Source organism: Mesorhizobium sp. WSM4837, from assembly GCF_055811435.1.
The window spans coordinates 1-21,431 of record NZ_JBVVQE010000063.1; the positions used below are offsets into that span (position 1 = coordinate 1).

General features: G+C 61.5%; 27 protein-coding genes, 1 tRNA gene and 1 pseudogene. 11 read left to right on the forward strand and 18 right to left on the reverse strand.

Features of this window, described 5'->3' with window-relative positions:
* Window positions 1–130: 130 nt before the first annotated feature.
* Window positions 131–877, reverse strand: coding sequence for a tryptophan 2,3-dioxygenase family protein (locus AC0L3D_RS27955; RefSeq protein ID WP_128170516.1), 747 nt, complete (start codon window positions 875–877; stop codon window positions 131–133).
* A 155-nt stretch (window positions 878–1,032) separates the two neighbouring features.
* Here AC0L3D_RS27955 and AC0L3D_RS27960 point away from each other — a divergent pair, with 155 nt between their 5' ends.
* The gene (locus AC0L3D_RS27960) at window positions 1,033–1,506 is read left to right on the forward strand and encodes an Lrp/AsnC family transcriptional regulator (RefSeq protein WP_473628070.1); all 474 of its coding nucleotides are present in this window, start codon (window positions 1,033–1,035) and stop codon (window positions 1,504–1,506) included.
* Between the two features lie 346 nt (window positions 1,507–1,852).
* On the opposite strand, the gene AC0L3D_RS27965 is transcribed toward AC0L3D_RS27960, so the two are convergent.
* Window positions 1,853–2,239 (reverse strand): ester cyclase, encoded by a 387-nt coding sequence (locus tag AC0L3D_RS27965; RefSeq protein ID WP_473646479.1) that lies wholly within the window; start codon window positions 2,237–2,239, stop codon window positions 1,853–1,855.
* Window positions 2,240–2,361: 122 nt separating this feature from the next.
* Between AC0L3D_RS27965 and AC0L3D_RS27970 the strand changes: the two genes are divergently transcribed.
* The 3 genes from AC0L3D_RS27970 (at window position 2,362) to AC0L3D_RS27980 (ending at window position 3,224) form a co-directional block, all read left to right on the forward strand.
* Window positions 2,362–2,435 (forward strand) — tRNA-Gln (locus AC0L3D_RS27970).
* A 113-nt stretch (window positions 2,436–2,548) separates the two neighbouring features.
* Window positions 2,549–2,731, forward strand: coding sequence for a DUF3606 domain-containing protein (locus AC0L3D_RS27975; protein ID WP_027155385.1), 183 nt, complete (start codon window positions 2,549–2,551; stop codon window positions 2,729–2,731).
* A 163-nt stretch (window positions 2,732–2,894) separates the two neighbouring features.
* Window positions 2,895–3,224, forward strand: coding sequence for a GYD domain-containing protein (locus AC0L3D_RS27980; protein WP_128174988.1), 330 nt, complete (start codon window positions 2,895–2,897; stop codon window positions 3,222–3,224).
* A 69-nt stretch (window positions 3,225–3,293) separates the two neighbouring features.
* On the opposite strand, the gene AC0L3D_RS27985 is transcribed toward AC0L3D_RS27980, so the two are convergent.
* From AC0L3D_RS27985 to AC0L3D_RS27995, 3 genes are all read right to left on the reverse strand, one after another.
* Entirely contained in the window at window positions 3,294–5,441 is a 2,148-nt protein-coding gene (locus AC0L3D_RS27985) for an EAL domain-containing protein (RefSeq protein WP_473628067.1), read from the reverse strand.
* 162 nt (window positions 5,442–5,603) lie between these two features.
* Window positions 5,604–6,203 carry a YdeI/OmpD-associated family protein gene (locus AC0L3D_RS27990; RefSeq protein WP_473520153.1) on the reverse strand — a complete coding sequence of 200 codons (600 nt, stop codon included), beginning with the start codon at window positions 6,201–6,203 and terminating at the stop codon, window positions 5,604–5,606.
* 208 nt (window positions 6,204–6,411) lie between these two features.
* Window positions 6,412–7,314, reverse strand: a complete 903-nt coding sequence (locus AC0L3D_RS27995; RefSeq protein WP_023803851.1) for a S1C family serine protease — start codon at window positions 7,312–7,314, stop codon at window positions 6,412–6,414.
* Here AC0L3D_RS27995 and AC0L3D_RS28000 point away from each other — a divergent pair.
* Both AC0L3D_RS28000 and yghU read left to right on the forward strand, forming a co-directional pair.
* A complete protein-coding gene (locus tag AC0L3D_RS28000; protein ID WP_473628148.1) occupies window positions 7,202–7,468 on the forward strand; it encodes a hypothetical protein in 267 nt (88 codons plus the stop codon). The two genes, AC0L3D_RS27995 and AC0L3D_RS28000, sit on opposite strands and share 113 nt — an antisense overlap.
* Before the next feature lie 72 nt (window positions 7,469–7,540).
* A complete protein-coding gene (gene yghU / locus AC0L3D_RS28005) occupies window positions 7,541–8,407 on the forward strand; it encodes a glutathione-dependent disulfide-bond oxidoreductase (protein WP_287259922.1) in 867 nt (288 codons plus the stop codon).
* Between the two features lie 711 nt (window positions 8,408–9,118).
* Here the strand turns inward: yghU and minE are convergent.
* The 4 genes from minE to AC0L3D_RS28025 form a co-directional block, all read right to left on the reverse strand.
* On the reverse strand, window positions 9,119–9,391 hold the full coding sequence (gene minE / locus AC0L3D_RS28010) for a cell division topological specificity factor MinE (protein ID WP_023803855.1): 273 nt from the start codon (window positions 9,389–9,391) through the stop codon (window positions 9,119–9,121).
* Window positions 9,388–10,203 carry a septum site-determining protein MinD gene (gene minD / locus AC0L3D_RS28015; protein ID WP_023803856.1) on the reverse strand — a complete coding sequence of 272 codons (816 nt, stop codon included), beginning with the start codon at window positions 10,201–10,203 and terminating at the stop codon, window positions 9,388–9,390. The genes minE and minD overlap by 4 nt, the downstream gene beginning before the upstream one ends.
* Window positions 10,204–10,308: 105 nt before the next feature.
* Window positions 10,309–11,091 (reverse strand): septum site-determining protein MinC, encoded by a 783-nt coding sequence (minC, locus tag AC0L3D_RS28020; protein ID WP_023803857.1) that lies wholly within the window; start codon window positions 11,089–11,091, stop codon window positions 10,309–10,311.
* A gap of 165 nt (window positions 11,092–11,256) precedes the next feature.
* The gene (locus AC0L3D_RS28025; protein WP_128170524.1) at window positions 11,257–11,694 is read right to left on the reverse strand and encodes a hypothetical protein; all 438 of its coding nucleotides are present in this window, start codon (window positions 11,692–11,694) and stop codon (window positions 11,257–11,259) included.
* Between the two features lie 276 nt (window positions 11,695–11,970).
* On the opposite strand from AC0L3D_RS28025, the gene AC0L3D_RS28030 reads away from it, so the two are divergent.
* Window positions 11,971–12,684, forward strand: a complete 714-nt coding sequence (locus tag AC0L3D_RS28030) for an SOS response-associated peptidase (RefSeq protein ID WP_023803859.1) — start codon at window positions 11,971–11,973, stop codon at window positions 12,682–12,684.
* Here the strand turns inward: AC0L3D_RS28030 and AC0L3D_RS28035 are convergent.
* The gene (locus tag AC0L3D_RS28035; RefSeq protein WP_473628064.1) at window positions 12,681–12,941 is read right to left on the reverse strand and encodes a hypothetical protein; all 261 of its coding nucleotides are present in this window, start codon (window positions 12,939–12,941) and stop codon (window positions 12,681–12,683) included. The genes AC0L3D_RS28030 and AC0L3D_RS28035 overlap by 4 nt on opposite strands.
* A 4-nt stretch (window positions 12,942–12,945) precedes the next feature.
* On the reverse strand, window positions 12,946–13,206 hold the full coding sequence (locus tag AC0L3D_RS28040) for a hypothetical protein (RefSeq protein ID WP_023803861.1): 261 nt from the start codon (window positions 13,204–13,206) through the stop codon (window positions 12,946–12,948).
* A gap of 135 nt (window positions 13,207–13,341) precedes the next feature.
* On the opposite strand from AC0L3D_RS28040, the gene AC0L3D_RS28045 reads away from it, so the two are divergent.
* Together AC0L3D_RS28045 and AC0L3D_RS28050 are read left to right on the forward strand one after the other, a co-directional pair.
* Window positions 13,342–13,521: a hypothetical protein gene (locus tag AC0L3D_RS28045; protein WP_128247673.1), complete on the forward strand. Its 180-nt coding sequence runs from the start codon at window positions 13,342–13,344 to the stop codon at window positions 13,519–13,521.
* 458 nt (window positions 13,522–13,979) lie between these two features.
* Window positions 13,980–14,312 carry a GNAT family N-acetyltransferase gene (locus tag AC0L3D_RS28050; RefSeq protein WP_473646480.1) on the forward strand — a complete coding sequence of 111 codons (333 nt, stop codon included), beginning with the start codon at window positions 13,980–13,982 and terminating at the stop codon, window positions 14,310–14,312.
* A gap of 700 nt (window positions 14,313–15,012) precedes the next feature.
* On the opposite strand, the gene AC0L3D_RS28055 is transcribed toward AC0L3D_RS28050, so the two are convergent.
* A complete protein-coding gene (locus AC0L3D_RS28055; RefSeq protein WP_287176254.1) occupies window positions 15,013–15,342 on the reverse strand; it encodes a hypothetical protein in 330 nt (109 codons plus the stop codon).
* Window positions 15,343–15,414: 72 nt separating this feature from the next.
* On the opposite strand from AC0L3D_RS28055, the gene AC0L3D_RS28060 reads away from it, so the two are divergent.
* Window positions 15,415–16,086: a Crp/Fnr family transcriptional regulator gene (locus AC0L3D_RS28060; protein ID WP_473646482.1), complete on the forward strand. Its 672-nt coding sequence runs from the start codon at window positions 15,415–15,417 to the stop codon at window positions 16,084–16,086.
* Window positions 16,087–16,309: 223 nt separating this feature from the next.
* The gene (locus AC0L3D_RS28065; protein WP_473630182.1) at window positions 16,310–16,507 is read left to right on the forward strand and encodes a DUF4062 domain-containing protein; all 198 of its coding nucleotides are present in this window, start codon (window positions 16,310–16,312) and stop codon (window positions 16,505–16,507) included.
* A 227-nt stretch (window positions 16,508–16,734) separates the two neighbouring features.
* Here AC0L3D_RS28065 and AC0L3D_RS28070 read toward each other — a convergent pair whose 3' ends face one another.
* The 6 genes and pseudogenes from AC0L3D_RS28070 to AC0L3D_RS28095 all read right to left on the reverse strand — a co-directional run bounded on the left by AC0L3D_RS28070 (window position 16,735) and on the right by AC0L3D_RS28095 (window position 21,156).
* Window positions 16,735–17,817: a sensor histidine kinase gene (locus AC0L3D_RS28070; protein ID WP_023798984.1), complete on the reverse strand. Its 1,083-nt coding sequence runs from the start codon at window positions 17,815–17,817 to the stop codon at window positions 16,735–16,737.
* Window positions 17,818–18,036: 219 nt separating this feature from the next.
* Window positions 18,037–18,492, reverse strand: coding sequence for a DUF983 domain-containing protein (locus AC0L3D_RS28075; RefSeq protein ID WP_473630183.1), 456 nt, complete (start codon window positions 18,490–18,492; stop codon window positions 18,037–18,039).
* Complete coding sequence (locus tag AC0L3D_RS28080; protein ID WP_473630184.1) at window positions 18,485–18,775, reverse strand: hypothetical protein; 291 nt, start codon at window positions 18,773–18,775, stop codon at window positions 18,485–18,487. Before AC0L3D_RS28080 ends, AC0L3D_RS28075 begins: the two co-directional genes overlap by 8 nt.
* A gap of 29 nt (window positions 18,776–18,804) precedes the next feature.
* Window positions 18,805–19,268: pseudogene (locus AC0L3D_RS28085) on the reverse strand (nuclear transport factor 2 family protein).
* A gap of 72 nt (window positions 19,269–19,340) precedes the next feature.
* Window positions 19,341–19,889 carry a carboxymuconolactone decarboxylase family protein gene (locus AC0L3D_RS28090; RefSeq protein ID WP_473646483.1) on the reverse strand — a complete coding sequence of 183 codons (549 nt, stop codon included), beginning with the start codon at window positions 19,887–19,889 and terminating at the stop codon, window positions 19,341–19,343.
* 295 nt (window positions 19,890–20,184) lie between these two features.
* Complete coding sequence (locus tag AC0L3D_RS28095) at window positions 20,185–21,156, reverse strand: MBL fold metallo-hydrolase (RefSeq protein WP_473630187.1); 972 nt, start codon at window positions 21,154–21,156, stop codon at window positions 20,185–20,187.
* Between the last annotated feature and the right edge of the window lie 275 nt (window positions 21,157–21,431).

Genomic DNA, 21,431 nt, shown 5'->3' on the forward strand with positions numbered 1-21,431 from the left:
GGCGCCCCCCCCCCCCCCCCCCCGCGGGCGCTCCCCCCCCCCCCCCCCCAAAAACCCCCCCCCCCCGCCCCCCCGCCCCCCCCCCACCTCTCCCCCCGCTTCGCGCGGGGCGAGGAACCCAAGCCTGGATCTACTCGGCCGCGTGGTGGCTGATCGGTGCCCGCACAGTCCCATACTGGCCGCTCCAGCGGTCGGTCATGTCGCAGCGTATGTCCCACAGCTCCGGGAAGAAGCGATGCAGGGCGCCGGCCTGCAGCAGTTCGACCGGCCGGCCCTTGAGCGATTTCGAGCCGAGCCCGATCGAGCGGTGGATGAGATAAAGATGATTGGCGCGGAATTTCTGGAACAGCTCGTCGAATTCGATCAGCGCCTCGGCGACGACATAGCTGTCGCCGTGATCATAGCTGACATCGTAGACATCCTCGACCGAGAGCCCGCGACCATCGAGATAGGACGCCTTGAACGCCCGCCACAGGTCCGGCGGCATGCGCAGCAAGAGCCTGAAGCCCGGCGATTCCTGGCCGCTGCCGTTGCCGAGCTGCAGCCGAATCTCCTGGTATTCCTTGGGCGACATGGTTTCGAGCAGGTCGAGCTGCGCCGTCATCAGGCGCATCAGCCGATGCACCCGCCCCATCAGCGTGACGATGCGATGGGTGTTCTGCTGCTCGAGGAAGTCGACGACATCGACCAGCGTGTAGGCGATGAGCTTCATCCACAGCTCCTCGACCTGGTGGACGATCTGGAACTGCAGCTCGTCGGCATTGACCATCTCGGCCAGCGGCTTCTGGCAGGCGAGTAGCTTGTCGCAGCTGAGGTAGACCCCATAGTCGCGCATCTCGGGCGCTTCGATACGGGCGTAATAATCCGGCTTGTGCATGGCAGCTGCTCCTTTGCCCGGCCCATAGGGCTCCCTGTTCGGTCCGAGCCCGCAGTTTAGTCGCTTTTCACTTGAACATTGTTCCTTTGTGTTATCCAAATGCCAGAAAATGGAGGACGAATGTTCGTGCATCGCGAAGGTTTGGAGAACGTGTGATGCTGGATGCGGTCGACCGGAAGATCGTCGCGGCGCTGGAACGCGATGCGCGCACCTCCTTCGCAGTGCTCGCCGACGAGGTCGGCTTAAGCAAGACGCCGTGCTGGAAGCGGGTCAAGGCGCTGGAGGACGCCGGCATCATCCGCGGCTACTCGACGCGGGTCGACCCGGCCAAGCTCGGCTTCGGCATCGAAGCTTTCATCCAGGTGTCGATCGATTTCGAACTCTCCGAAGCCTTCGAGGCCGCCGTCCAGGCGCATCCGCTGATCCGGCGCTGCCACGCCACGACAGGCGAGGCCGACTATCTCCTGCAGATCGTGGCCGTCGACATGATGGCGCTGGACAGGATGCTGCGCGTCGAGCTCAGCCGCCTGCCGGGCGTGCGCCGCACGATCACCTCGATGGCGATGCGCGAGATCAAGGATGACATTTCTTTCGCCAATGCCGTGGGGCATGCCCAGCAGAATCGATAGCATAGCGGGCCGGCAACGGTCTTGCCCCGGTCTGGTCGCGTCGCACCGCTATTTTTCGCTTACCTTAGGGGTTTGGGCGCGGTATCCGCGACTTAAGGCGTGTAGCCCAGCGCTGCCAGGGCCGACAGCCCTGCAGCCAGGCCAATTGCGATAACAATGCCGAAATGCCGTTCCAGGAATTTGCGCCCCTGCCAGTCGTATCGCATATCTGAAACTCCGCCGCGTAATCTGGGGCAGCGTGTTCAGGCGTCAAGCCCGGGTCCTTGACAGGCGGTAGACAGGCAGCTGCCATTGTTCATATCGTGGTTCATATCGGAACGTGGAACGACGGCCGAGCATTCCTGCGCTAAAGCTGAGCTTCGATGGCAGCCTTGTCTATGACAGACCATACTTCTACAATCTTTTTGTCCCCAAATTCATAGATAACATTCTCGGCAAAGGAAACTCTCCTCCCATTTACAGGGAGGCCGAGGAAGCTTTCTTTCGGCGTGCAGTCGAACGCGAGCCGGCTCGCTATATAGGGCGGATCGGAAATCAGCATCTGGACGTTGAAATAAAGGTCCGGAATTTCAGCAAAGTCTCTCTCCAGCATTTTGCGATAGCCTGATAGACCGAGCCGCCGGCCGTTGTGGATCACCTCATCATCAACGAACTGTCCCAGCTTCGGCCAGTCCTGCTTGTTCAGGCAGGCAATGTAGTCTCGGTAGAAGTCGGAGAGGTCGGTTCTAGTCACGGCGATTGCTCCCGTCCCTGCAAGGCCCCGCCGAAAGGGCGTGTCTCATGCTCGAGCCGATGATGACATGAAGCAGCTTCATGCGCGGATGAGAAAGTGCTAGATAGCGTCACTTCCTCTATTCCCGCTTCGTCTAATGGTAGGACAGCGCCCTTTGAAGGCGTGAATCGTGGTTCGAGCCCATGAGCGGGAACCAGCATCGCCCCGCCGGGCAACCGGTCAGACCGGCGTGCCTCCCCTTTCCAAACTGGCATGGATGGTCGGGCCGACCAAGGAACCCTATAACCCCCAGATATGATGGAGGACGACATGGCCGACGACAAATCCAGGAGCAAGCAGGACCGCAAACCGGCCGCCGGCGAGGAGCCTTACGACGTAGCGGCGTTTGCGAAAAAATATGGTATACCGCCGAGCGAGGCCGCGACCATCATCAAGCGGTACGGGCCTTCGAGAAAGAAGCTCGACGCGCATATGGCGAGCCGCAACGCCTGATCGGCATCGGCGGCGGCCTGCAGGATAGGTGTTGCGATTATATTAGCCTGAGCGCATATTTTGTCAGCCGGTGAACCAACCAAGCCGGTCAGGCTCGGCGCCAGCCCCCCTCGATTCCCTCGACGCCGAGCCGCTGGGGGATCGGCGGCCCTGGAGGCGAACCATGCCCATGTATCTCTCACGATTCAGCTATACGCCCGAGACCTGGGCGCGCCTGATCGAAAACCCCGAGGATAGACGCGAGGCAGCCCGCACCTACATCGAATCGGTAGGCGGAAAGCTGCACGGTTTCTGGTACGGCTTCGGAGCGCACGATGGCTGGAACCTGTGGGAAGCGCCCGACAACGTTTCGATGGCATCGGTCATGCTTGCCATTGGTGCGGGAGGAGCGCTCAGTTCGTACGAGACCACCGTTCTCCTGAGCGTCGAAGAGACGATGCAAGCGCTTGGCAAGGCGAAGTCGGTCCGCTATCGCCCGCCGGGAAAGTCCTGACCAGTCGCGCATCACGGCGCCGGACCGGTTTCGCGGACTTTTCGCCCGGTTAGCCCGGAGAGATCCGGGCTAGGCTCGCCGTCCGGCTGGTGCCGGCGCGCTCGCCCGTGTCTTGCTCGCCCGTGCCACGCTCGCTTGTGTCGCGCTCGCCCGGGCCGCGCACGCCCGCGCCACGATCGCCTGCAGCGGTTCCGGCCGGTGCAGCAGAAATCCCTGGCCGAAGGCAATGCCCATATCCGCGAGGATGTCGAGCGCATCCTGCGCTTCGATCTTCTCCGCCACCACGGAGCAGCCGAGGCTCCTGGCGATGCCGGATATCGCCGAGACGATCTCGCGGTCGAAGCGGCTATCGGCAATATGCTCGATGAACGAGCCGTCGATCTTGATCGTGTCGACGGGAAAGCGCCGGAGATATTCGAACGAGCTCATGCCCGCCCCGAAATCGTCGAGGCTGACGCGGCAGCGCCGCTCGCGCGCCTTGCCGACGAACTGCTCGGCAGCTGCGAAATTGGTGACCGCGGCGGTTTCGGTGATCTCGAAGCCGATGCCGGAATGCGGCGCCCCGGTCTCGGCGATGATGGCGTCGACGAAATCCCAAAGCTGCGGGTCGCTGAGCGTCTGCGCCGACAGGTTGAAGCCGAGCGTGAGCGCCCCTGACTTCAGCGCCGGACCATGAAGCGACAGCGCCGTCCTGATGATCCAGCGGTCGAGCCGCGAGGCGACGCCGAACCGCTCCGCCGCCGGGATGAACTCGCCCGGCGGGATCAGCCGCCCGTTGCGGCCGGCGAGCCGCGCCAGGACCTCGACATGGCGGCTTTCTTGCCAGGGTTTTCCGAGCTGGTGGATTTCCTGGCCGAACAGTTTCAGCCTTCCGTCCGCCATGGCGTCGACGGTGTCGGCCGCCAGCCGCGCCGCATTGAGCCCGCTGGAACCGGACGTCGTCTCGGGCGAGAACACCGCGAAGCGATTGCGCCCGGCAGCCTTGGCCGCATAGCAGGCGTCGTCGGCGCAGGCGAGCGCGTCGGCCACTGCGGTATTCGCATCGGCGACAAAGGCGATGCCGATGCTGGCCGCGAGCTTGCGCGACGTCGCCGTCAAGCCGAGATCGGCATCGCGAACCGCCGCGAGAACGGCGCCGGCGAGACGCTCGGCTTGCGCTGCGTCGCAATCAGGCACCAGCAGCGCGAACTCGTCGCCGCCGAGGCGCGCGGCGTGCACCGACGGCGGCAGACAGCCCAGAATGCGCTCGGCGACGCTCTTCAGGGCAAGGTCGCCGGCGGCGTGGCCGGCGAAGTCGTTCAGTGCCTTGAAGTAGTCGAGATCCACGTAGAACACCGCGAGCCGGCGCGCCGTTGCGATGTGCTTGGCCAGCAGCCGGTCGAAAGCGGCGCGGTTCAAAAGGCCGGTCAGCGCGTCATGGCGGGCCGCATGGGCAAGTTCCTGCTCGCGTTGCTTCGCCTCGGTGATGTCGCGCACCGTGCCCAGGATCTGGCCCGACGACTGGGCGTCGGCGAACCGTATCAGCGATTCGAGATGTCGGATTTCGCCGTCCCGCTTGATGATGCGGTATTGCACGGCGACGACCTTTTGCGTTTGCAGCGGCGCCAAATGGGCCCGCTCGGCGTCGGCCCGGTCGTCCGGATGCAGATAGCTGTGCCAGAGGTCTTGCGACACTTCGTCGGTGTCGGCGACAAGCCCGTAGATGTCCCGCGTCCGCTTGTCCCAGTAGCTTTTGCGTGTGGCGAGATCGTGGTGCCAGATGCCGGTGCCGCTGGCCGCCAATGCCAGGCGAAAGCGGACGTTGACCTGTTCAAGCTCTGCTTCCGCCTGCTTCTGCTTGGTGATGTCGGTCTGGACGCCCATCAGTCTGACCGGCCGGCCTTCGGCGTCGCGTTCGACCACTCCGCCGCGATCGAGAACCCATACCCAGTGACCGGATTTGTGCTTCAGCCTGAGCTCGGTCTCGATCGAATCGGTCAGGCCGGCAATGTGGCGTTCGCCGCTGGCCAACGCCCGCTCGCGATCGTCGGGATGCGTCAGCTGCAGCCAGAGATCGCTTGTCTCGGCAAGCTCACCCTCGCCATAGCCGAGCATCTGCAACCACATCGCCGAGTAGAAACAGTCGCCGCTCCTGAGATCCCAATCCCAGACGCCAAGATGCGCGCGTTCGAGCGCCAGCTCCCAGAACTCTCCGTCGCGATTTTTCTTTTCGGCCATGCTCTGGACTTCGCCTGCCTCGTCGCCGCTATTATGAGGCAAAAGCAAAGAAGAATCCGTTACTGCGCAGCGGCTGGGGTGGACGGCCAATTTCTCTCACCCTGACACCCACGAGGCGGGAACTTTGCCGCAATGGCAGCCACAGCCGCGACGGCGCCAGCCTCACTTCTTCCCTTGCGGGTAGATCGCCTCACCGCGCTTCAGCATCTCGACGAAGGCGGCGATCTTCTTCTCGCGGCCAGCCTCGGTCTTCATGTTGTGGATGCGGAAGGCGAGCGCGAAGCGGTTCTGCGCGCTGAGCCTTGCCAGCATCGCCTTTGCCTCGGGCTCGGCGTCTATTGCGGCCCGCAGATCCGCGGGGATTTTCATGTCCTTGCCGCTTGCATAGGCGCGCGCCCAGCGCCCGTCGGCCTTCGCCGCCTCGACCTGTTTGAGCCCATGCTCGGTCATCCGGCCCGCCTCGATCAGCCGGGCGACGTTGTCGACGTTGATCTGGCTCCAGATGCTCTTCCTGCCGCGCGGTGTGTAGCGCTGCAAATAGCTCTTGTCGTCGAGCCCCTTGCGCACGGCATCGATCCAGCCCCAGCACAGCACGACGTCGATGGCCTCCTTGGGCGTGATCGAAGGCAGTCCCGAACCGACCTTGTGGATCTTGATCCAGATTTCTGTCTCGGTGTCGTGATGCTTGCCGAGCCAGGTGTAGAAGCTCTCGGCATCGCTGAATTCGCGGACCTTGGCGGGGTCGACCTCGACTGGCGCCATCAGCGGGTCTGCCTTTCTGTGGTCGTCATCGGTTCTCCTTTGTCGCTGCTTGGCTCCGATCGAATGGAGCAACAGTGGCCTTGTTGCAAGGCCGGCGCCCATGGCGGTCCTTCAAATCGTGATGTAATAACCTGCGGCCTTCCGGCTCGGCGCTGCGCGCCGATCCACCTTCTCCCACAAGGCCCACAAGGGGGGAAGGAAAGGAGCTTCACTGCAGCTGCGGTTTCTTGAGAAAGCTGTTGCGGTCGGCCGACTTGACGCGCAGCCAGGTTTCGCGGCCGTCGCGCACAACCCGCAACGGGATCTCCGCCCCCGCCTGGTTCTGCCACAACTTGCGGTAGAAATCGGCGAGCCCGTCGACTTCGCCGTCGCGCACATCCGAGATGATGTCGCCCTGGCGCAGGCCGGCTTCGGCGGCCGGGCTGCCTTCGGCGACGCTCATCACCACGACCTCGCCATTGCTTTCGGCGGAGAAGGCGCCGAGCCATGGGCGCGGTGGCTTGGCAACCTGGCCGCGTGTCAGCAGATCGTCGAGGATGGGCGGCAGCAGGTCGATCGGCACCACCATGTTGATATCGGCGATCTCGCCGGCGCGGCTCATCTGCAGGCGCAGCGAACCGATGCCGAGCAGCCTGCCGTCCTGCCCGATGAGGGCCGCACCTCCCCATGACGGATGAGCCGGCGCGGTGAAGATCGCCTCGTCCAGCAGATATTCCCAATAGCCGGCGAATTCCTGCTTGGTGACGATGTACGCGCTTACCGCCTGGCCGATGCCGTCGGCGAGCACCACCGGGTCGCCGGCCATCGCCCTGGCCGCGTCGCCGAAAGCCACTGCGGGCAGGGAGAGCGGGGCCAGCGCCTGCACCAGGCCGAAGCCCGTTTCCTGGTCGTAGGCGAGCGCGTGCGCGGGAATCACGCGCCCGCTGTGGTCGGTCAGCCAGACTTCTTCCGCCTCGGTGATCAGATAGCCGATGGTGAGCACCAGGCCGTTGTCGCGAATGACCACGCCGCTGCCTTCCCGGCTGGTGCCTAGCGCATTCGCGGTGAAGGCATCATCCGGGATCGAAGCCCGCACCGTCACGATGGACCGCAAAATCGTATCGATGGTCATGCTCTCAATCCTGGCCATATTCACGACGACCGTTCAGAGGGCCGGCATCTTCTATAGCTATGGCGCATGTGACGAGGCGCAAGGGCCGGATGCAATCGCGCAGGCTTGCGCTGCCGATATCGACAATAGTTCAACACAAGTTGAACTTCCGTGAGCCCGCACTACCTGTATCTATGCAAGCTGATCCTCCCCAAGACCCTCTCCGCTCACATCAAAGGCCTCCGAAATGAACCAATACACACCGCCGAAAGTATGGACCTGGAACAAGGAGAATGGCGGCGCCTTCGCCAGCATCAACCGGCCGATCGCCGGCCCGACGCATGACAAGCAGTTGCCGGTCGGCAAGCATCCGCTGCAGCTTTACTCGCAGGCGACACCAAACGGCGTGAAGGTGACGATCATGCTGGAGGAGTTGTTGGCGCGCGGCCACAAAGGCGCCGAATATGACGCCTGGCTGATCAGGATCAACGACGGCGACCAGTTCGGCAGCGGCTTCGTCGAGGTCAATCCCAACTCCAAGATCCCGGCGCTGATGGACCGCAGCGGGCCAAAGCCGATCCGCGTCTTCGAATCCGGCTCGATCCTGCTGCATCTGGCCGAGAAGTTCGGCGAGTTCCTGCCGATCGAGCAGCCGGCGCGCGCAGAAACCCTGTCGTGGCTGTTTTGGCAAATGGGCTCGGCGCCCTATCTCGGCGGCGGCTTCGGCCATTTCTACGCCTATGCACCGGAAAAGTTCGAATATGCCATCGACCGCTTCGCCATGGAGGTGAAGCGCCAGATGGACGTGCTCGACCGGCGGCTGGCTGAAAGCGAATATCTCGGCGGCGACGCCTACACGATTGCCGACATCGCCGTGTGGCCCTGGTATGGCGGGCTGGCCAAGGGCCGCATGTACAACGACGCCGGCGCGTTCCTGTCGGTGCAGGAATACAAGCACGTGCAGCGCTGGGCCGACGCGATCGACGCGCGGCCGGCGGTGCAGCGCGGCCGCATGGTCAACCGCGCCTTCGGCGAGCCGGCGATGCAACTGCACGAGCGCCACGACGCCAGCGACTTCGACACCAGGACGCAGGACAAGCTGGCGGCGGAATGATCGGAGCGACGGAGCTGGAGCGGATGACGCGCTGCGCAGTATCGGGCATATGCACCCGGAGATATATACTGGTTGACTAAAGTAACGGAACGTCCAAGGCACATTCCCAGAACCGAACATGTCCGCTTTCAAGCGGTTTAGACCATACTGTCTATCTGATGAACATCATGGTCTAGGCATGTTTATATTTGTGGTGGCCGACCTGAATCTCGAAACCGCATGCAGTCTCGACGGTCCAGTACTCGCGGGTCGCGGTCACTGTGTGTCTTTCGTTCGGCCCTATAGATCAGCCGGACGACGGACAAAAAATATCCAAGCTGCAGAACGATCAAGGTGAGGACCGTCCAGCCGAGCGCCTTCCAGATTGAACCCGTTGCCAAAAAAGTCGAGAGCGCCACGACGAATGCCGCGGCGGTCATCCCCACCAGGAACTGTGGAAAATTCATCGCTCTTCAAGACCGCCCCGGAGCTTCTAACAGCCGCGACGACCACCCTTGCCCATTTACCCCGGACCAAGGTTTTCACCCTTTTGTTGGTTGCGCAAGTGGCAAATGGATGGGAAGTATTTAATGCAACCTATGGTTGATATAAATAAGAAGATGTCGGCGGGACAGTACCCCCCTCTGTCCTGCCGGGCATTGGGGTGATGGCCGGTAGGCCAGAGGGGGGGCGCTGTCCCGCCGGCGTCAAAAACTACTACAGGCGCAACGCTCAGGCCGACATGGCCAGCGGCCTAGCGCTCTTGTTGGGGATCTGGATGTCGATCTCCAGCGTCGACATCGTCTCGCCGCGATCCATCGAGACCTGCAGATAATCCTGGTCGATCTGCACATGCCTGGCGATGACGGCCATGATCTCCTCGCGCAACACCGAGACGAGATCGGGCTGGCTGCGGTTGCGGCGCTCATAGGCGAGCAGCACCTGCAGCCGCTCGCGCGCCACCGGCGCGCTGCCGCGCCGCTTGAAGAGGTCTAACAGGCTCATGCTGCCCTCCTTCCAAAAAGCCGATCGAGAAAGCCCTTGCGCTCGAACGGCACGACGACCGGCAGGTCCTCGCCCTCGAGCCGTTTGGCCGCCTCGATATAGGCGCGGGCGGCGGAGTTGGTCGGATCGCTGAGTGTCACCGGCGACCCGAGGTTGGAGGCCTTGAGCACGTCCTGGCTCTCGGGAATGATGCCCAGCAGCGGCGTCGACAGTATCTCGAGCACATCGTCGATCGAGAGCATTTCGCCGCGCGCCGCGCGCGCCGCATCGTACCGCGTCACCAGCACATGCTTGGCGATCTGCTCGCCCCGCTCGGCCTTGACGGTCCTGGCGTCGAGCAGGCCGATGATGCGATCGGAATCGCGCACCGAGCTGACTTCCGGGTTGGTGACGATGACCGCCTCGTCGGCAAAGCGCATGGCAAGCTGCGCGCCGCGCTCGATGCCGGCCGGGCTGTCGCAGAAGACGTAGTCGAACACCGAGCTCAGCTTTTCGATCACCTCGCCGACGCCCTCCTCGGTCAGCGCATCCTTGTCGCGCGTCTGCGAGGCCGGCAGCAGGAACAGTGTCTCGACCCGCTTGTCGCGGATCAGCGCCTGCGACAGCTTGGCCGTTCCCTGGATGACGTTGACCAGGTCGAACACCACCCGCCGCTCGGCGCCCATGATCAGGTCGAGATTCCTCAAACCCACGTCGAAGTCGACCAGCGCCACCCTCTTGCCGGTTCTCGCGACGGCGGCGCCAAGGGCGGCCGTCGAGGTCGTCTTGCCGACGCCCCCCTTGCCCGAGGTGACCACCACAACTTTGCCCATCTATGCCTCCTTATTGTTGTTTGTATTGTTAAGCGTTTGATTTATGCGATGCGCTTAAGTCTTTGTTTTAATTCTAAAACTGCTGCATACTTTCGGGCGACTGCACTAGCTGAACGGCGCGATGCGCAGCGTGTCTTTTTCCAGAAACGCCTGCACCGCTTTTCCACGCAAGGCCGGCTCCATCTCCTCGGCGGTGCAATACCAGCCGTCGACCGACAGCAGTTCGGCCTCGTTTTTGCGGCAGAAGATGCGCGCCGCCGAATGGCCGAGCACACCGGCCGACGCCCGCCCGCGCAACGTGCCGTAGACGTGGATCGAGCCGGCAGCGACGATCTCGGAACCGGAGGCGACCGAGCCCAGCACGATGACATCGCCATGCGCGTGGAAGATCGACTGGCCCGAGCGAATCGGCGTCTTGACCATCAGCGTGGCCGGCGCGTCCGGCAGCCTGTCTTCTGGTTGCCTGTCTTCTGACTGCTTGCCCGGTTCCGCCCTGCCTTCTTCCGCCCTGCCCGCCTCTTCCGGCCCGCCGGCAGCCTTTTGGTCGGCCTGCATGAGCAGCCCGGCTGTGGCCTCTTTGGCGCCGATCAGCAAAGGCGGCAGACTGGGCTCAAGCACCGTGTTGCCTTCGAGCTCGATGGCATAGATGCGGATGCCGCGCAGGCCAAGCTCGGCAACCAGCGCTTCGATCTGGCTGACCGCGGGCTTCAACGTGTTGAGGTTGAGCACCACCGGGCGGCCGGCAAAATAGCCGGGAGAATTGCCGATCCAGCGGTCGAGGCTTTCCAGCCACTCCGAAAGCGGCGTTTCCGGGGTGAGCGTGAAGGCGACGAAGGAGCGGGCGCGAAAGCGAATGGATTTGGTCTCGACGGGGGCGGCGAAGGTCACGGACAGCGATTCCTTACTGATAGGTAAACGCTAGCCAGCCATGGTTAACGAAAGGTTAACGGAGGGCTGTTTGCGGCGTCCGGAAAGCTGTTACTGACAGGCTCGGCGTGTCAGCAGCCGCAGACAACGCTGGAAATCGCCGGCCCCTCCTCGACACCTTGCTGGCTAAGTGCCCTTCGCTGCGTCCTCGATCAGTTCCGCCAGCAAGCTAGAGAACCGCTCGTCAGCCCTATCCCCGATGTTTCCCACTTCTCTTGCCACAATCCCCGGCGAAGAGACCGACACTTGTCCACTCAGCTGAACGTTGACCGTGAACGTTCTTCCGACCACCTCCTTTTCCGTTCCCCGCTTCCTGTAGATTCTGAACCGAATAGATGGTGTTGATGCTTTGGCTTGGCGGCGTGGCGCGGTGTCCATCTCGACGGCCACCTCGCCTGCTACGTCAGCCCTGGCCGTTTCCAGCGACGCAACCACGACGTCGTTTAGCCAGGCCCTTGCTTGCGCGCCGAAGTCCACCCCCTCGGCCTTCTCATTGCCGACCTTCTCCTCTTGCTCACGGCGAGCTTCCTTGCCGCGGTCAAGGGCATCTTTGAACTTAGACATGGTGGTTAGCCTCCAATTGTGAGAGCATGAGACCAGCTGTCACATCGCCATGCTCCTCCTAATGGGTAGAACGCGCGCGAGCGGTGTGCGTTGCGTAGGCGGAGCCCGCGGTTCGCCGTGCTGCGCGCGGCGGTATCCTTCTGCCGCGGTCGATCGCCGGGATGGCGGCGGTGATCGTGGCGCTGTGGGCTGGGGTAGCGTGTCAGCAGCCGGCCGGAGAGCGCTGGAAATTACCTGCCCTTTCCCGCAAGATGCCTGAACATCCCTGGGCTCGACATGTGCAACCTCTACAACATCACCACCAGCCAGGAGGCGATCCGCCAGTGGACCCGCGCCTTGCGCGACAGTCTCGGCAATCTCGAGCCCTCCATCGACATCTACCCCAACCAGCCCGGCCCGGTAGTGCGCAACGCGCCGGACGGTGAGCGGGAACTGGCCAACCTGCTGTGGGGCATGCCGACGCCGGTCGAGCGCGTGAAGGGCAAGGCCGACTACGGCACCACCAACATCCGCAACCCGCAATACGGCCACTGGCAGCAATATCTCGGCGTCGAGAACCGCTGCGTGGTGCCGCTGACCAGTTTTGCCGAACCGAGCCCAACGCCGGGCGACAAGGACCCGGATACCGGTATCCAGAAAAACTACTGGTTCGCGCTGAACGAGGCGCGGCCGCTGTTCTTCTTCGCCGGCCTGTGGACGCCCTGGCAAGGCGTGCGCAAGGTCAAGGATGGCCCCGGCGAGTTCGAGCTCTACGGTTTTCTGACCACCAGGCCCAACGCCCTGATCGCGCCGATCCACGAGAAGGCGATGCCCGTGATCCTGACCACGCAGGAGGAAACCGAGACCTGGCTGACCGCACCGTGGTCGCAGGCCAGGCACCTGCAGCGCACGGCACCCGACGACGCGCTGGTGATCGTCGACAAGCCGGCGACACAGATAAAATTTCCGCCGCAGGCCCCACAGGCGCCGGTACAGGGTTCGCTGTTCTAAAGCTTGAATTGTTGCAGCACCCAGATGTAGCCCTTCGGCGGATGGTCCTGGTCGACGAACTGGGTCTTCACCGTCGTGTCCGTTCGGTTGCACCGCTTGCATCTGAATCGGATGGTCTCCAGCGGCTTGTTCCAGCCCACCACCTTGGCCACGTCGTTGGCCCGAAAACGCCCGACATGGTAGCAGTGGCCGCACTCGACGATCAGCAGCATGTTGGCCTTCGCGGCACGTCCAACGCTGTCCATCGGCCCGGCCATGGCCTCATTTCCGAGTCAAATAGCCCTCGGGAAGCGGAAGCAGGCCAAGATCCGGCATCTGGAAATCGGGCTCCTTCTCCGCTACGCTGGCCATCACCTCATGCAATTTTTCGACAAGCCCGCAAAGCTGCCAAAACAGCTCGCCATGCGCCTTCAGATGCAGTTGCGACGAAAGCACCGTCCTGCGCAGGCTGAGAGCGTCGCTGATGATCGCCTCGGCATGCCTCGCCGACAGCCTGTCAAACCGGCTTTTTCGTCTGCCCATCGCGGCTCTCCCCACTTTGTGAGCAACCGCCCCACCACCGACAAATAGGAAGGTATTCCTCGCCAAGTCAATTCACACTTAACATTTTTGTTCCCGTTTTGTTCAATTTAAACAGAAACTGTCGGAGGCATCGCCATGGACCACATCGTGACGCTGGACAGACGCCAGGAGGCCGCCCTTCAGGCGATCGCCCAAAAGTTCATCGCCCAGCACAAGGGCGACGCGGTGAAGGCGCTCAAGGAGATGATCGTGCTCAATGGGCACCTGCAGGAGCGGCTTGACGCCGTGGAGGGACGGCGCCGGGCGACCCGGTAAGCGCTTAGAGATGACGGTAGCAGGACGCGTGTTCAATCGTGCCGTTCGAAGGTCGGCTTAGCGCCTATCTTGGTCATTCGAAGCAATTTCGCTGTTACTCGAAAGGGGACATCGGCAGCGCGAAGCTATTGGTCCTGGTTGCGCCATGTTCAGACATTCGCGGTGCTTCTCCAGAGCGGACGTTAGCTCATCGGTAGGAGTCGACCTGCGGACCATGCCTGATGGTAGATGTAGGGAACGGCGTGACCCCCATGCGATGAAGCGGCGGTAGGCCGCCGCTCCGAATTTGAGCGGCCCGTCCGGCAACGCTATAATTGACCGGCAGGGGACGTTATCGATGACGCAAATCAGAGCCATGACTGAGCAGGACGTGCCGTCGGTATCGCTGCTCATTGGAGAGTCTTGGCGCAGGACGTACTCGCCAATCATGGGTGCCGAGACCGCGGCCCTGATTTCGGATGAAGATCACACGGCAGCGGATTGCGGCGGAACTGACAGACACCAACAAAATGTCGTTCGTGGCAGAACGGCCAGACGGCTCGATTGCCGGCTACGCGATGGCCAAGATGAATGAAGCCGGCGACGTCATGCTTGACCGGCTCCACATCGATCAAAGCGAGTACGGCACCGGGCTAGCCGCTAATATATTGCACGCTGTCTTTGCCGCCCATTCCGGCATCCTGAGCATCGCACTCGAAGTGCTCGAGGGAAACGACCGGGCAATGGCCTTTTACCGCAAACATGGTTCGAAGTGGCCGCGTTGCACGGTGCAGAAGGCCATGCATCGGTGATTATGCGCAAACTGCTATCGCGCGCCTAGTCGGAACTCGCGCATCGAACAGTACATCACGTCTTCCGTCCCCAACGGCGGCCTCCCGTTCGCAATCCAAATAGACGTCTTTCAGCTGTTTGATTGGCATGTCAGCGTGAGCGAGCGCGAGGGACTTAACAACTGACATGATCATTTTGAGATCCTCCCCAGTTCCCGTCGGTCAACATTCAGTCCTTGGGGTCGCAGGTGTAGTGCCGTTCGAAGGTCCCGTCCGCGCGCCGCTGCTTGTCGAAGCCGCGATGTAAGGCTCGATCGCGCGCTCGTGGACCAGCCAAAGGGGATCTCGGCCGAGGCGTAGCTACTGCCGGCGGCCAACCGTTTCGGGATCGAGGCCGAAGCGATCCTGGTGCGCTCGATCGTCGTGCCGGCCGCGCCTGCCTCCGCATGACGGATGGCGCGGCTTCGCAAGGCGCAAATGATTTCGTCACGTGAGATGCCGATGTCGCCAAGAACGTCATCGGGTAAACGGCTCAACTGGTCCGTTGCCGACAAGAGAGCTTTTCCCTCGGCGCGGAGGCGTAACCACCTGCGAAATGGACCAATGGCGGCAGCATGAATTATAACCATGATCAGATCGTACCTTCATTGATCTGAATTGACCGGTACGGAACGGCGCGAACGGCACTCCGGGCGAGAGCGTCAGCCGTCCGCGAGGCAAGTTAGGCGTAGTGGTCGATGGATTGGTTTTGCCGCCGCGTGCCCATACGGCGGGCGGTGGCTGGCCCCGGGCCACGCATGTAATAAAGCTCCGGGCGGTAGCGCGGCGCGACGAATTTGCGAAACCCCGCAGCAAGTTTTGTGACGGGAGCCAAGAATTTCATGACTGTTCCCTTTCCTTTCGCCGGCTTGCGCACGAGCCGGCGGGCCTGACGTTGCAACAAGGATATGACAGTCGAACCAGGCTCGGCTGTGGGAATTCCCACACCGGGGAAAACATTGGAAAAATCCGCTCCCAGTTTTGCTTTCCGGAAAGCGGGGCCTGCGGCCATCAAATTTCCTTGGATAGGGATTAAGATGAAGTACACTTGATTGAACAAGAGGCTATTGAACAAGAGGCTGTTGTGACAGGCTCTCCGGCCTTCATCTCAAGACTTTGCGATGCCGACCTCGCCGCGCTGACCAAACGGTGGCACGAGCGCAGCGATCGACACAACGAGCTGATCATTTCCCACGGCGACACTGGTCGCGAAGTCTACTTCCTGCTGGAAGGACGGGCTCGCGTGACACTGGTTTCAGCGGACGGCAGGGAGATAGCGTATCGCGATGTCGAACCGGGTGACATTTTCGGGGAGCTCGGAGGCATTGACGGGATTGCACGCTCTGCCAGCGTAGTCGCGCTGGAGGCAACCCGCGCTGCACGGCTGTCCGGCACAGCATTCCGGGATATCGTGATGACCCACCCGACTTTTGCCTGGATGCTGCTTGAGCATCTGTCTGCCCAGCTCCGGCGCATGACCGAGCGGGTATTCGAATACAGCACTTTGGTCGTGCGAAAACGGCTGATCGTCGAGCTCCTGCATCGGGCGGAGAAAGCCGCACTCGTGGACGGCGAGGTGTCCATAAGCCCGGCACCGACGCATTCCGAGCTGGCGGCAACGATGAGCACGCACAGGGAAGCGGTCTCGCGCGAAATGAGCGACCTCGCCAAGAGAGGCCTGATCGAAAAGCGCGGCAGCAGGTTATTGCTGCATGACGTCTCGGCACTACGGGCGCTGGTCGACAAGAAGGAATAGCGAAGGCTGTCGCTGCGGCGGGGGGCACCGCACGTTTCATACTCCTCGGCCGCAAGTGATTATTCCTTCCGGCAAACCGGGCAACCTAGCGTGCCAGCGCGCGGGTCGGGCTTTGATCGCTTCACCCCTTGCAAGAATCATGACTGGCTTCTTGATGCGGGCACGGAACGTTATCCCCAGCCTGCTTGCAGACTTACAAGGGCGGATCGAAGGGTGAAGCCGCATGGACGTTGAATACCAAATCTTCGTCAGCTCGACCTACGCCGATTTGGTGGACGAAAAACGGTCGGTCATCGAGGCCGTTCTTAACCTCGGGCATATTCCTGTGGTGATGGCGGCATTCCAAGCCAGCGACGACACTCAATGGGATTACATTAAGCGGCGCATCGATGACAGCGACCCTTCGAGCCCGCCCAGTTAAAGGTGCAGTTCTCGATCCCGAAGCGGTCCTTGGATCGGGAGGCGGGGCCACATCACAATTCGTTCGTGCAGTCGACCTCAGTCGCAGATCTCTCAGAGGCTCTGGCGGAGCGTCTCGCTTTTCCCTACAACCCCAGGGCGGGCGGCCCGATGATAAATCCATAGATCCTACCGCGGGCGGTTTATGCCAGTAATGGCGATTCCGGTCGAGCCGGCTCCATGATCTATTCAGCCGGCGATCGCAGCCGACCGATTGAAGATGATGGTCACCTTGGTTCCTTCACCGACGGCCGAGGTGACGTCGAACTGCGCCTTGGCATTTTCGGTCAGCGACCGCGCGATGAGGGCTCCGAGTTTACCGGGTGCAGGCCATGTCACACCCTCAGGCAGACCGATACCGTCGTCAGCGACCACGACCCGGCAACCATTGCCGTCCACTATGCTCCGCAGCGTGATTGTCCCTCCCTCCCGACCTCTGAAGGCATGCTTCAGCGCGTTTGTAAGAAGCTCGTTCACAACCAGTCCTGTCGGCATGGCGACATTTATCGAAACCGGATAGGTGTCGACCTTCATGTCGAGGCGGATACCCTCCACCGCGTGAGAGGTCATCACGGCGGAGGCTATCTGGCTCAGATAGACGCCCAAATCGATCTCGTCCTTGTCATCCTCACCAGACAGCGCTTGATACAGGATCGCGAGTGCGTCAACGCGCCCAGCCAGCCGCTCAAATCGCTTCTTGTCTGGCTCGACTGCGTTCCGAGTTTCCATTCGGATGAGCGCAGTGATCATTTGCAGGTTGTTCTTGACCCTGTGCTGCAGCTCGCGGAGGAGCGTATCTTTCTCCCGGATCCGCTCCTCAATGGACAGTTTGTCCGCATCGCTATGGGCAGACACATCCACCAGGGCGACAAGCCGAAAGCAGAGCTTGCCGTCGTCGTCCTCGATGACATTCGAATAGACGTCTACGATCGCTGAACCTGAGCCTTTTCGCTCGAGGCGGAAGGTTCCAATGAAGTCCGTTTGTGTGACAATCGCTTCATCGATCCGCTGATCGAAGGGCGCTTTCACCGCACTCCCCGAAAGCCCCTTCCAATTCTCCTGCTCAAGGCGAGCGGCGGCAAGCCCGGAAAGCTTCTCGAATTCTGGATTGGCGTAGACCACCGTCTCGCCATCCCTCAGATCCGATACCGCAATGGCGATAGGAACTTGGTCGAGGAACTTCTTGAACTGTTCACTTTCGAGCGCAGTCGCAAGTTCGGGAGTGTCGAGCAATTGTTCGACAGGCTCGTGCCTATTATCGTCGGATGTCATCCGTTGAGCCCGGTCCTTTTCGCCGTGTAGCAACAGCCATACCCGTGAAGTTAGCTATACGCCTGACATCAGATCAAGGCTACAACACCTAGGCTGTGGTTTGGCGCTGAACGCATTTGATCGTTTCACGATTGTTGGTGAAACCGCGAACGGTATCGTCAACGATGACGCGAGTGCTCCTAGGTCCGGATGAGCCCACTCATGGTATCCAACGCATCTTTATGAGTCGTCGCCAGAGGTCGGTACGGGAGGAGGTGTGGTTTCCTCGCCGTCTCCGGACGAAGCGTGCCGAGGCCTCACGTAATCGCGGTCGATCTTGCCTTCCTCAGCCTTGTAGAAATACTGGCTAGCGATGAGCCAACCTTTGAGAGGCCGAAGCGGGGGGATGCAAGTGATGAGCATGAAGGGCAGCGTGGTCAGCAGATGGACCCAGTACGGTGTCTCAAAAGCGACCTGCTGCCATACGCCAAGAAGAACGCTCGGCACACATGCAAAGCAGATTACGAAGAACGCGGGACCATCAGCGGGATCTGCAAACGAGTAGTCGAGATCGCACACTTCGCATTTAGGCTTAAGCGTCAGGAACCCGTTGAAAAGATGCCCTTTCCCACAACGGGGGCACAAACCGCGGACACCCGTGAGAACCGGTTGAAGTGGAGGCCATTCGTCAGTCATAATTGGTGCTCAAGATTGCCGTATTGAACGAGCATGGGCGTCGGCCTGAATCGTGCTCGATCACCAGTGATCGTCCCTTCACGGTTTGCCTGGAAACACTGGCCAGAACCATTTCCCCGTTGGATGTTCCACGCGCCATTGGCGAGCAGGGATCTCTTTGACGTCGCGCGCCGTGCCTTCGCGTCTTCCTCCTGCTGCCGGGAAAAATGCGATCATCGCGGCCGGTGGTAAGCGCGAGCTCGATCGACAGCAGTGCCTTCGCATCGACCTTGAAGCCTGCCATGGCGGTGACCTCCTTGATCCGGGTCTCGCTTAAAAGTCGAAGTCGCTCAAGCCTGGGTGATCGTCCGGTCGGCGGCCGAGCGGCCAGCGGAACTTGCGGTCCGCTTCCGTGATCGGATGCTCGTTGATGCTGGCATGGCGCGCGCGCATTAGCCCGTCTTCGGCGACTCCCAGTTCTCGTTGCCGTAGGCACGAAACCACTGACCGCTGTCGTCGTGGTATTCATAGGCATAGCGAACGGCGATGCGGTCACCCTGAAAGGCCCAAAGCTCCTTGATCAGGCGATAATCGAGCTCGCGGTTCCATTTGCGCGTCAGGAAGGCCTCAGCCTCGGCACGGTTGGTTGCGAATTCGGCGCGATTGCGCCAGCGAGTGTCGACTGTATAGGCAAGCGCGACCTTGGCGGCATCGCGGCTGTTCCAGCCATCTTCGGCAAGGCGGACCTTCTCGATGGCGGACTGTTCATTGAAAGGGGGAAGCGGCGGACGGGACATTGATAAGTTCCTTGTTTGTGCAGCGCTGAAAGGATGGGAGGGTGGTCGCAGGAAACGACCACCCTTCGTTGGTCATGCGGCAAGGCGATCGATACGTGGAAAATCGATTTCGGTGCCCAGAGCTTCGTTGACGTAGTTGGTGAAGGTGTTCAGCGCGACATGCGCGATGATCTCGAGAATTTCGGCATCGCCGTAACCGGCGGCGCGGACCTTTTCGATTTCGTCCGGCGCCACCGAGCCGCGCGCGTCGACAAGGGCGCGGGCGAATTCGACAGCGGCGGCAGCCATTGGATCTTTCGAGGTGCCGCGGCGGTTCGCCTCGATTTCGCTCTCGTCCAGCCTGGCGAATTTTGCGCCGGTATAGGTATGCGCGGACAGGCAGTAATCGCAACCATTAGCCTCGGCCATGGTCAGGGCGTTCCGCTCGCGGGTGGCCGGAGCCAGCTTTCCCTTGCCGAGAGCGCCCTGCAGCGCCGTCAGGCCGTTCAGAGCGGCGGGGCTGTTCGACACCAGGCGAAAGATGTTCGGCACGGAGCCGATCTGCTTCTGGACGGCTTCAAGCACAGGGCGGGACGCTTCCGGTGCATCGTTGATTGTGGCGGGCGTGGGAATGCGGGACATGTCTATCTCCTTGATTTGGTTTTGAAAGGCTGTCCCTTTCGTCCCCGATAAGATGCTCCGGCCTGGACGATGATGAACGTCGAAAAGGCGGACGATACTCTTGCGTCAGACGCATCAATGACGAGTATCAGAGTTCGAGTTGGATCTGGTTTCCCCCGTCGTTTCTTGGGCGGGGACTGCGCAGCACAGCAGCGCTTCGCCTTCGCCAATCGCCGCCGTCGGCTCCTTGACGTAGGTCACTGCACTTTTGGTGAGCTTGGTGCGGCATGATGTGCTCCAAAGCAGGCGGTCGGGCTCATTCCTGATGATGAGCCCACTCGGCTGGTATCCAACGCATCTTTCCGCCGTCGGCCACGATTCGTCCCAAGCCTGGGAAAGGCATGTGGGTGGCCGCGATCAGGGCTTTTTCCTCGGCCGCACGCGGAAAAAATCGTTCGCGCATGATCTGCGCGGCCGGTCGGTCCTGCTCGAACAGGAAGCCGACCTCCGGATTCGAGGGATGGACAACAGGGAAGAGCATGTCCGAAACCATCAGCAGACTTTGTCCGCCATCCTCGATGCGGACTCCGATGTGCCCGGGCGTGTGGCCGGTCAGGTCGATGATTGAGACGCCCGGTGTGATCTGACGTTCGCCATCCATTGCCTGCAGGTTTGGATAGAGGCGGACCAGTTCCAAAGATGCATCGAAGCTGGGTTTCAGGAACTCCGGAGCTGAAATTCTCTTCGCGGGATCAGTCCAGTACGCGACGTCACGGCGATCGACGTACACGTCAGAATTCGGGAAGTTCCGGCTTCCACCGGCCACCAGGCCGCCGAGGTGATCGACATGCATATGCGTGACGATGACCGCCCCGATATCTTCTCTCGTGATTCCCATTGTTTCGAGCGCACCAGGGAGCTGTCCCGTTTTGCCCATCGCGCCGGCGGGGCCGGTGTCGATCAGGATCAGGCGCTCGCCGTCATCGACGAGATACTGGTTAAATACGAAGCGGATGCCTCCGGGCTTGGCCGCCGATATCGCCTGCGCTCGTTCCTCAACTTGTTCGGGCGTGCTCCCGGGGAAATAGCCGAAGGGCATATCGGCAAACCCGTCCACTAGCGCGGTTACGGTGAAGCGGCCGATCCTGATTTGTGCTGAGGGCACGAGCGCTTTGGGATCGGCAGTCCGCGCTTTCGCGGTATTCACGCTGGCGGCCAAAGCGGAGCCTAGTGCAACTGGGACCGCAGGGATTGCGAAGGCAAAGGCTCTGCGCGAAAGATTTGTCATGAGTTTCTCCTGCTGAACGAAAGTTCTCTTCGGCACTGGGTATCGGGGTTGATTTTGGCGTGCGGGCGCATCAACCCGGCGCTTACGCTCTCCAGACGCGCTGGACAGATAGACTTTCACCGGCGCGTCGTCGGTGGCCACCCATAGATGCCCAATTACTATCTGGGTTCTTGAGCAGAATATCTGGCTGCTCGCAGCACAAAGTCGGGCTTTCGGTCATTCTATTACCTTGTGTAGTACCAGTTAAAATAATAGCCGGGCCCGCATCTTGGACG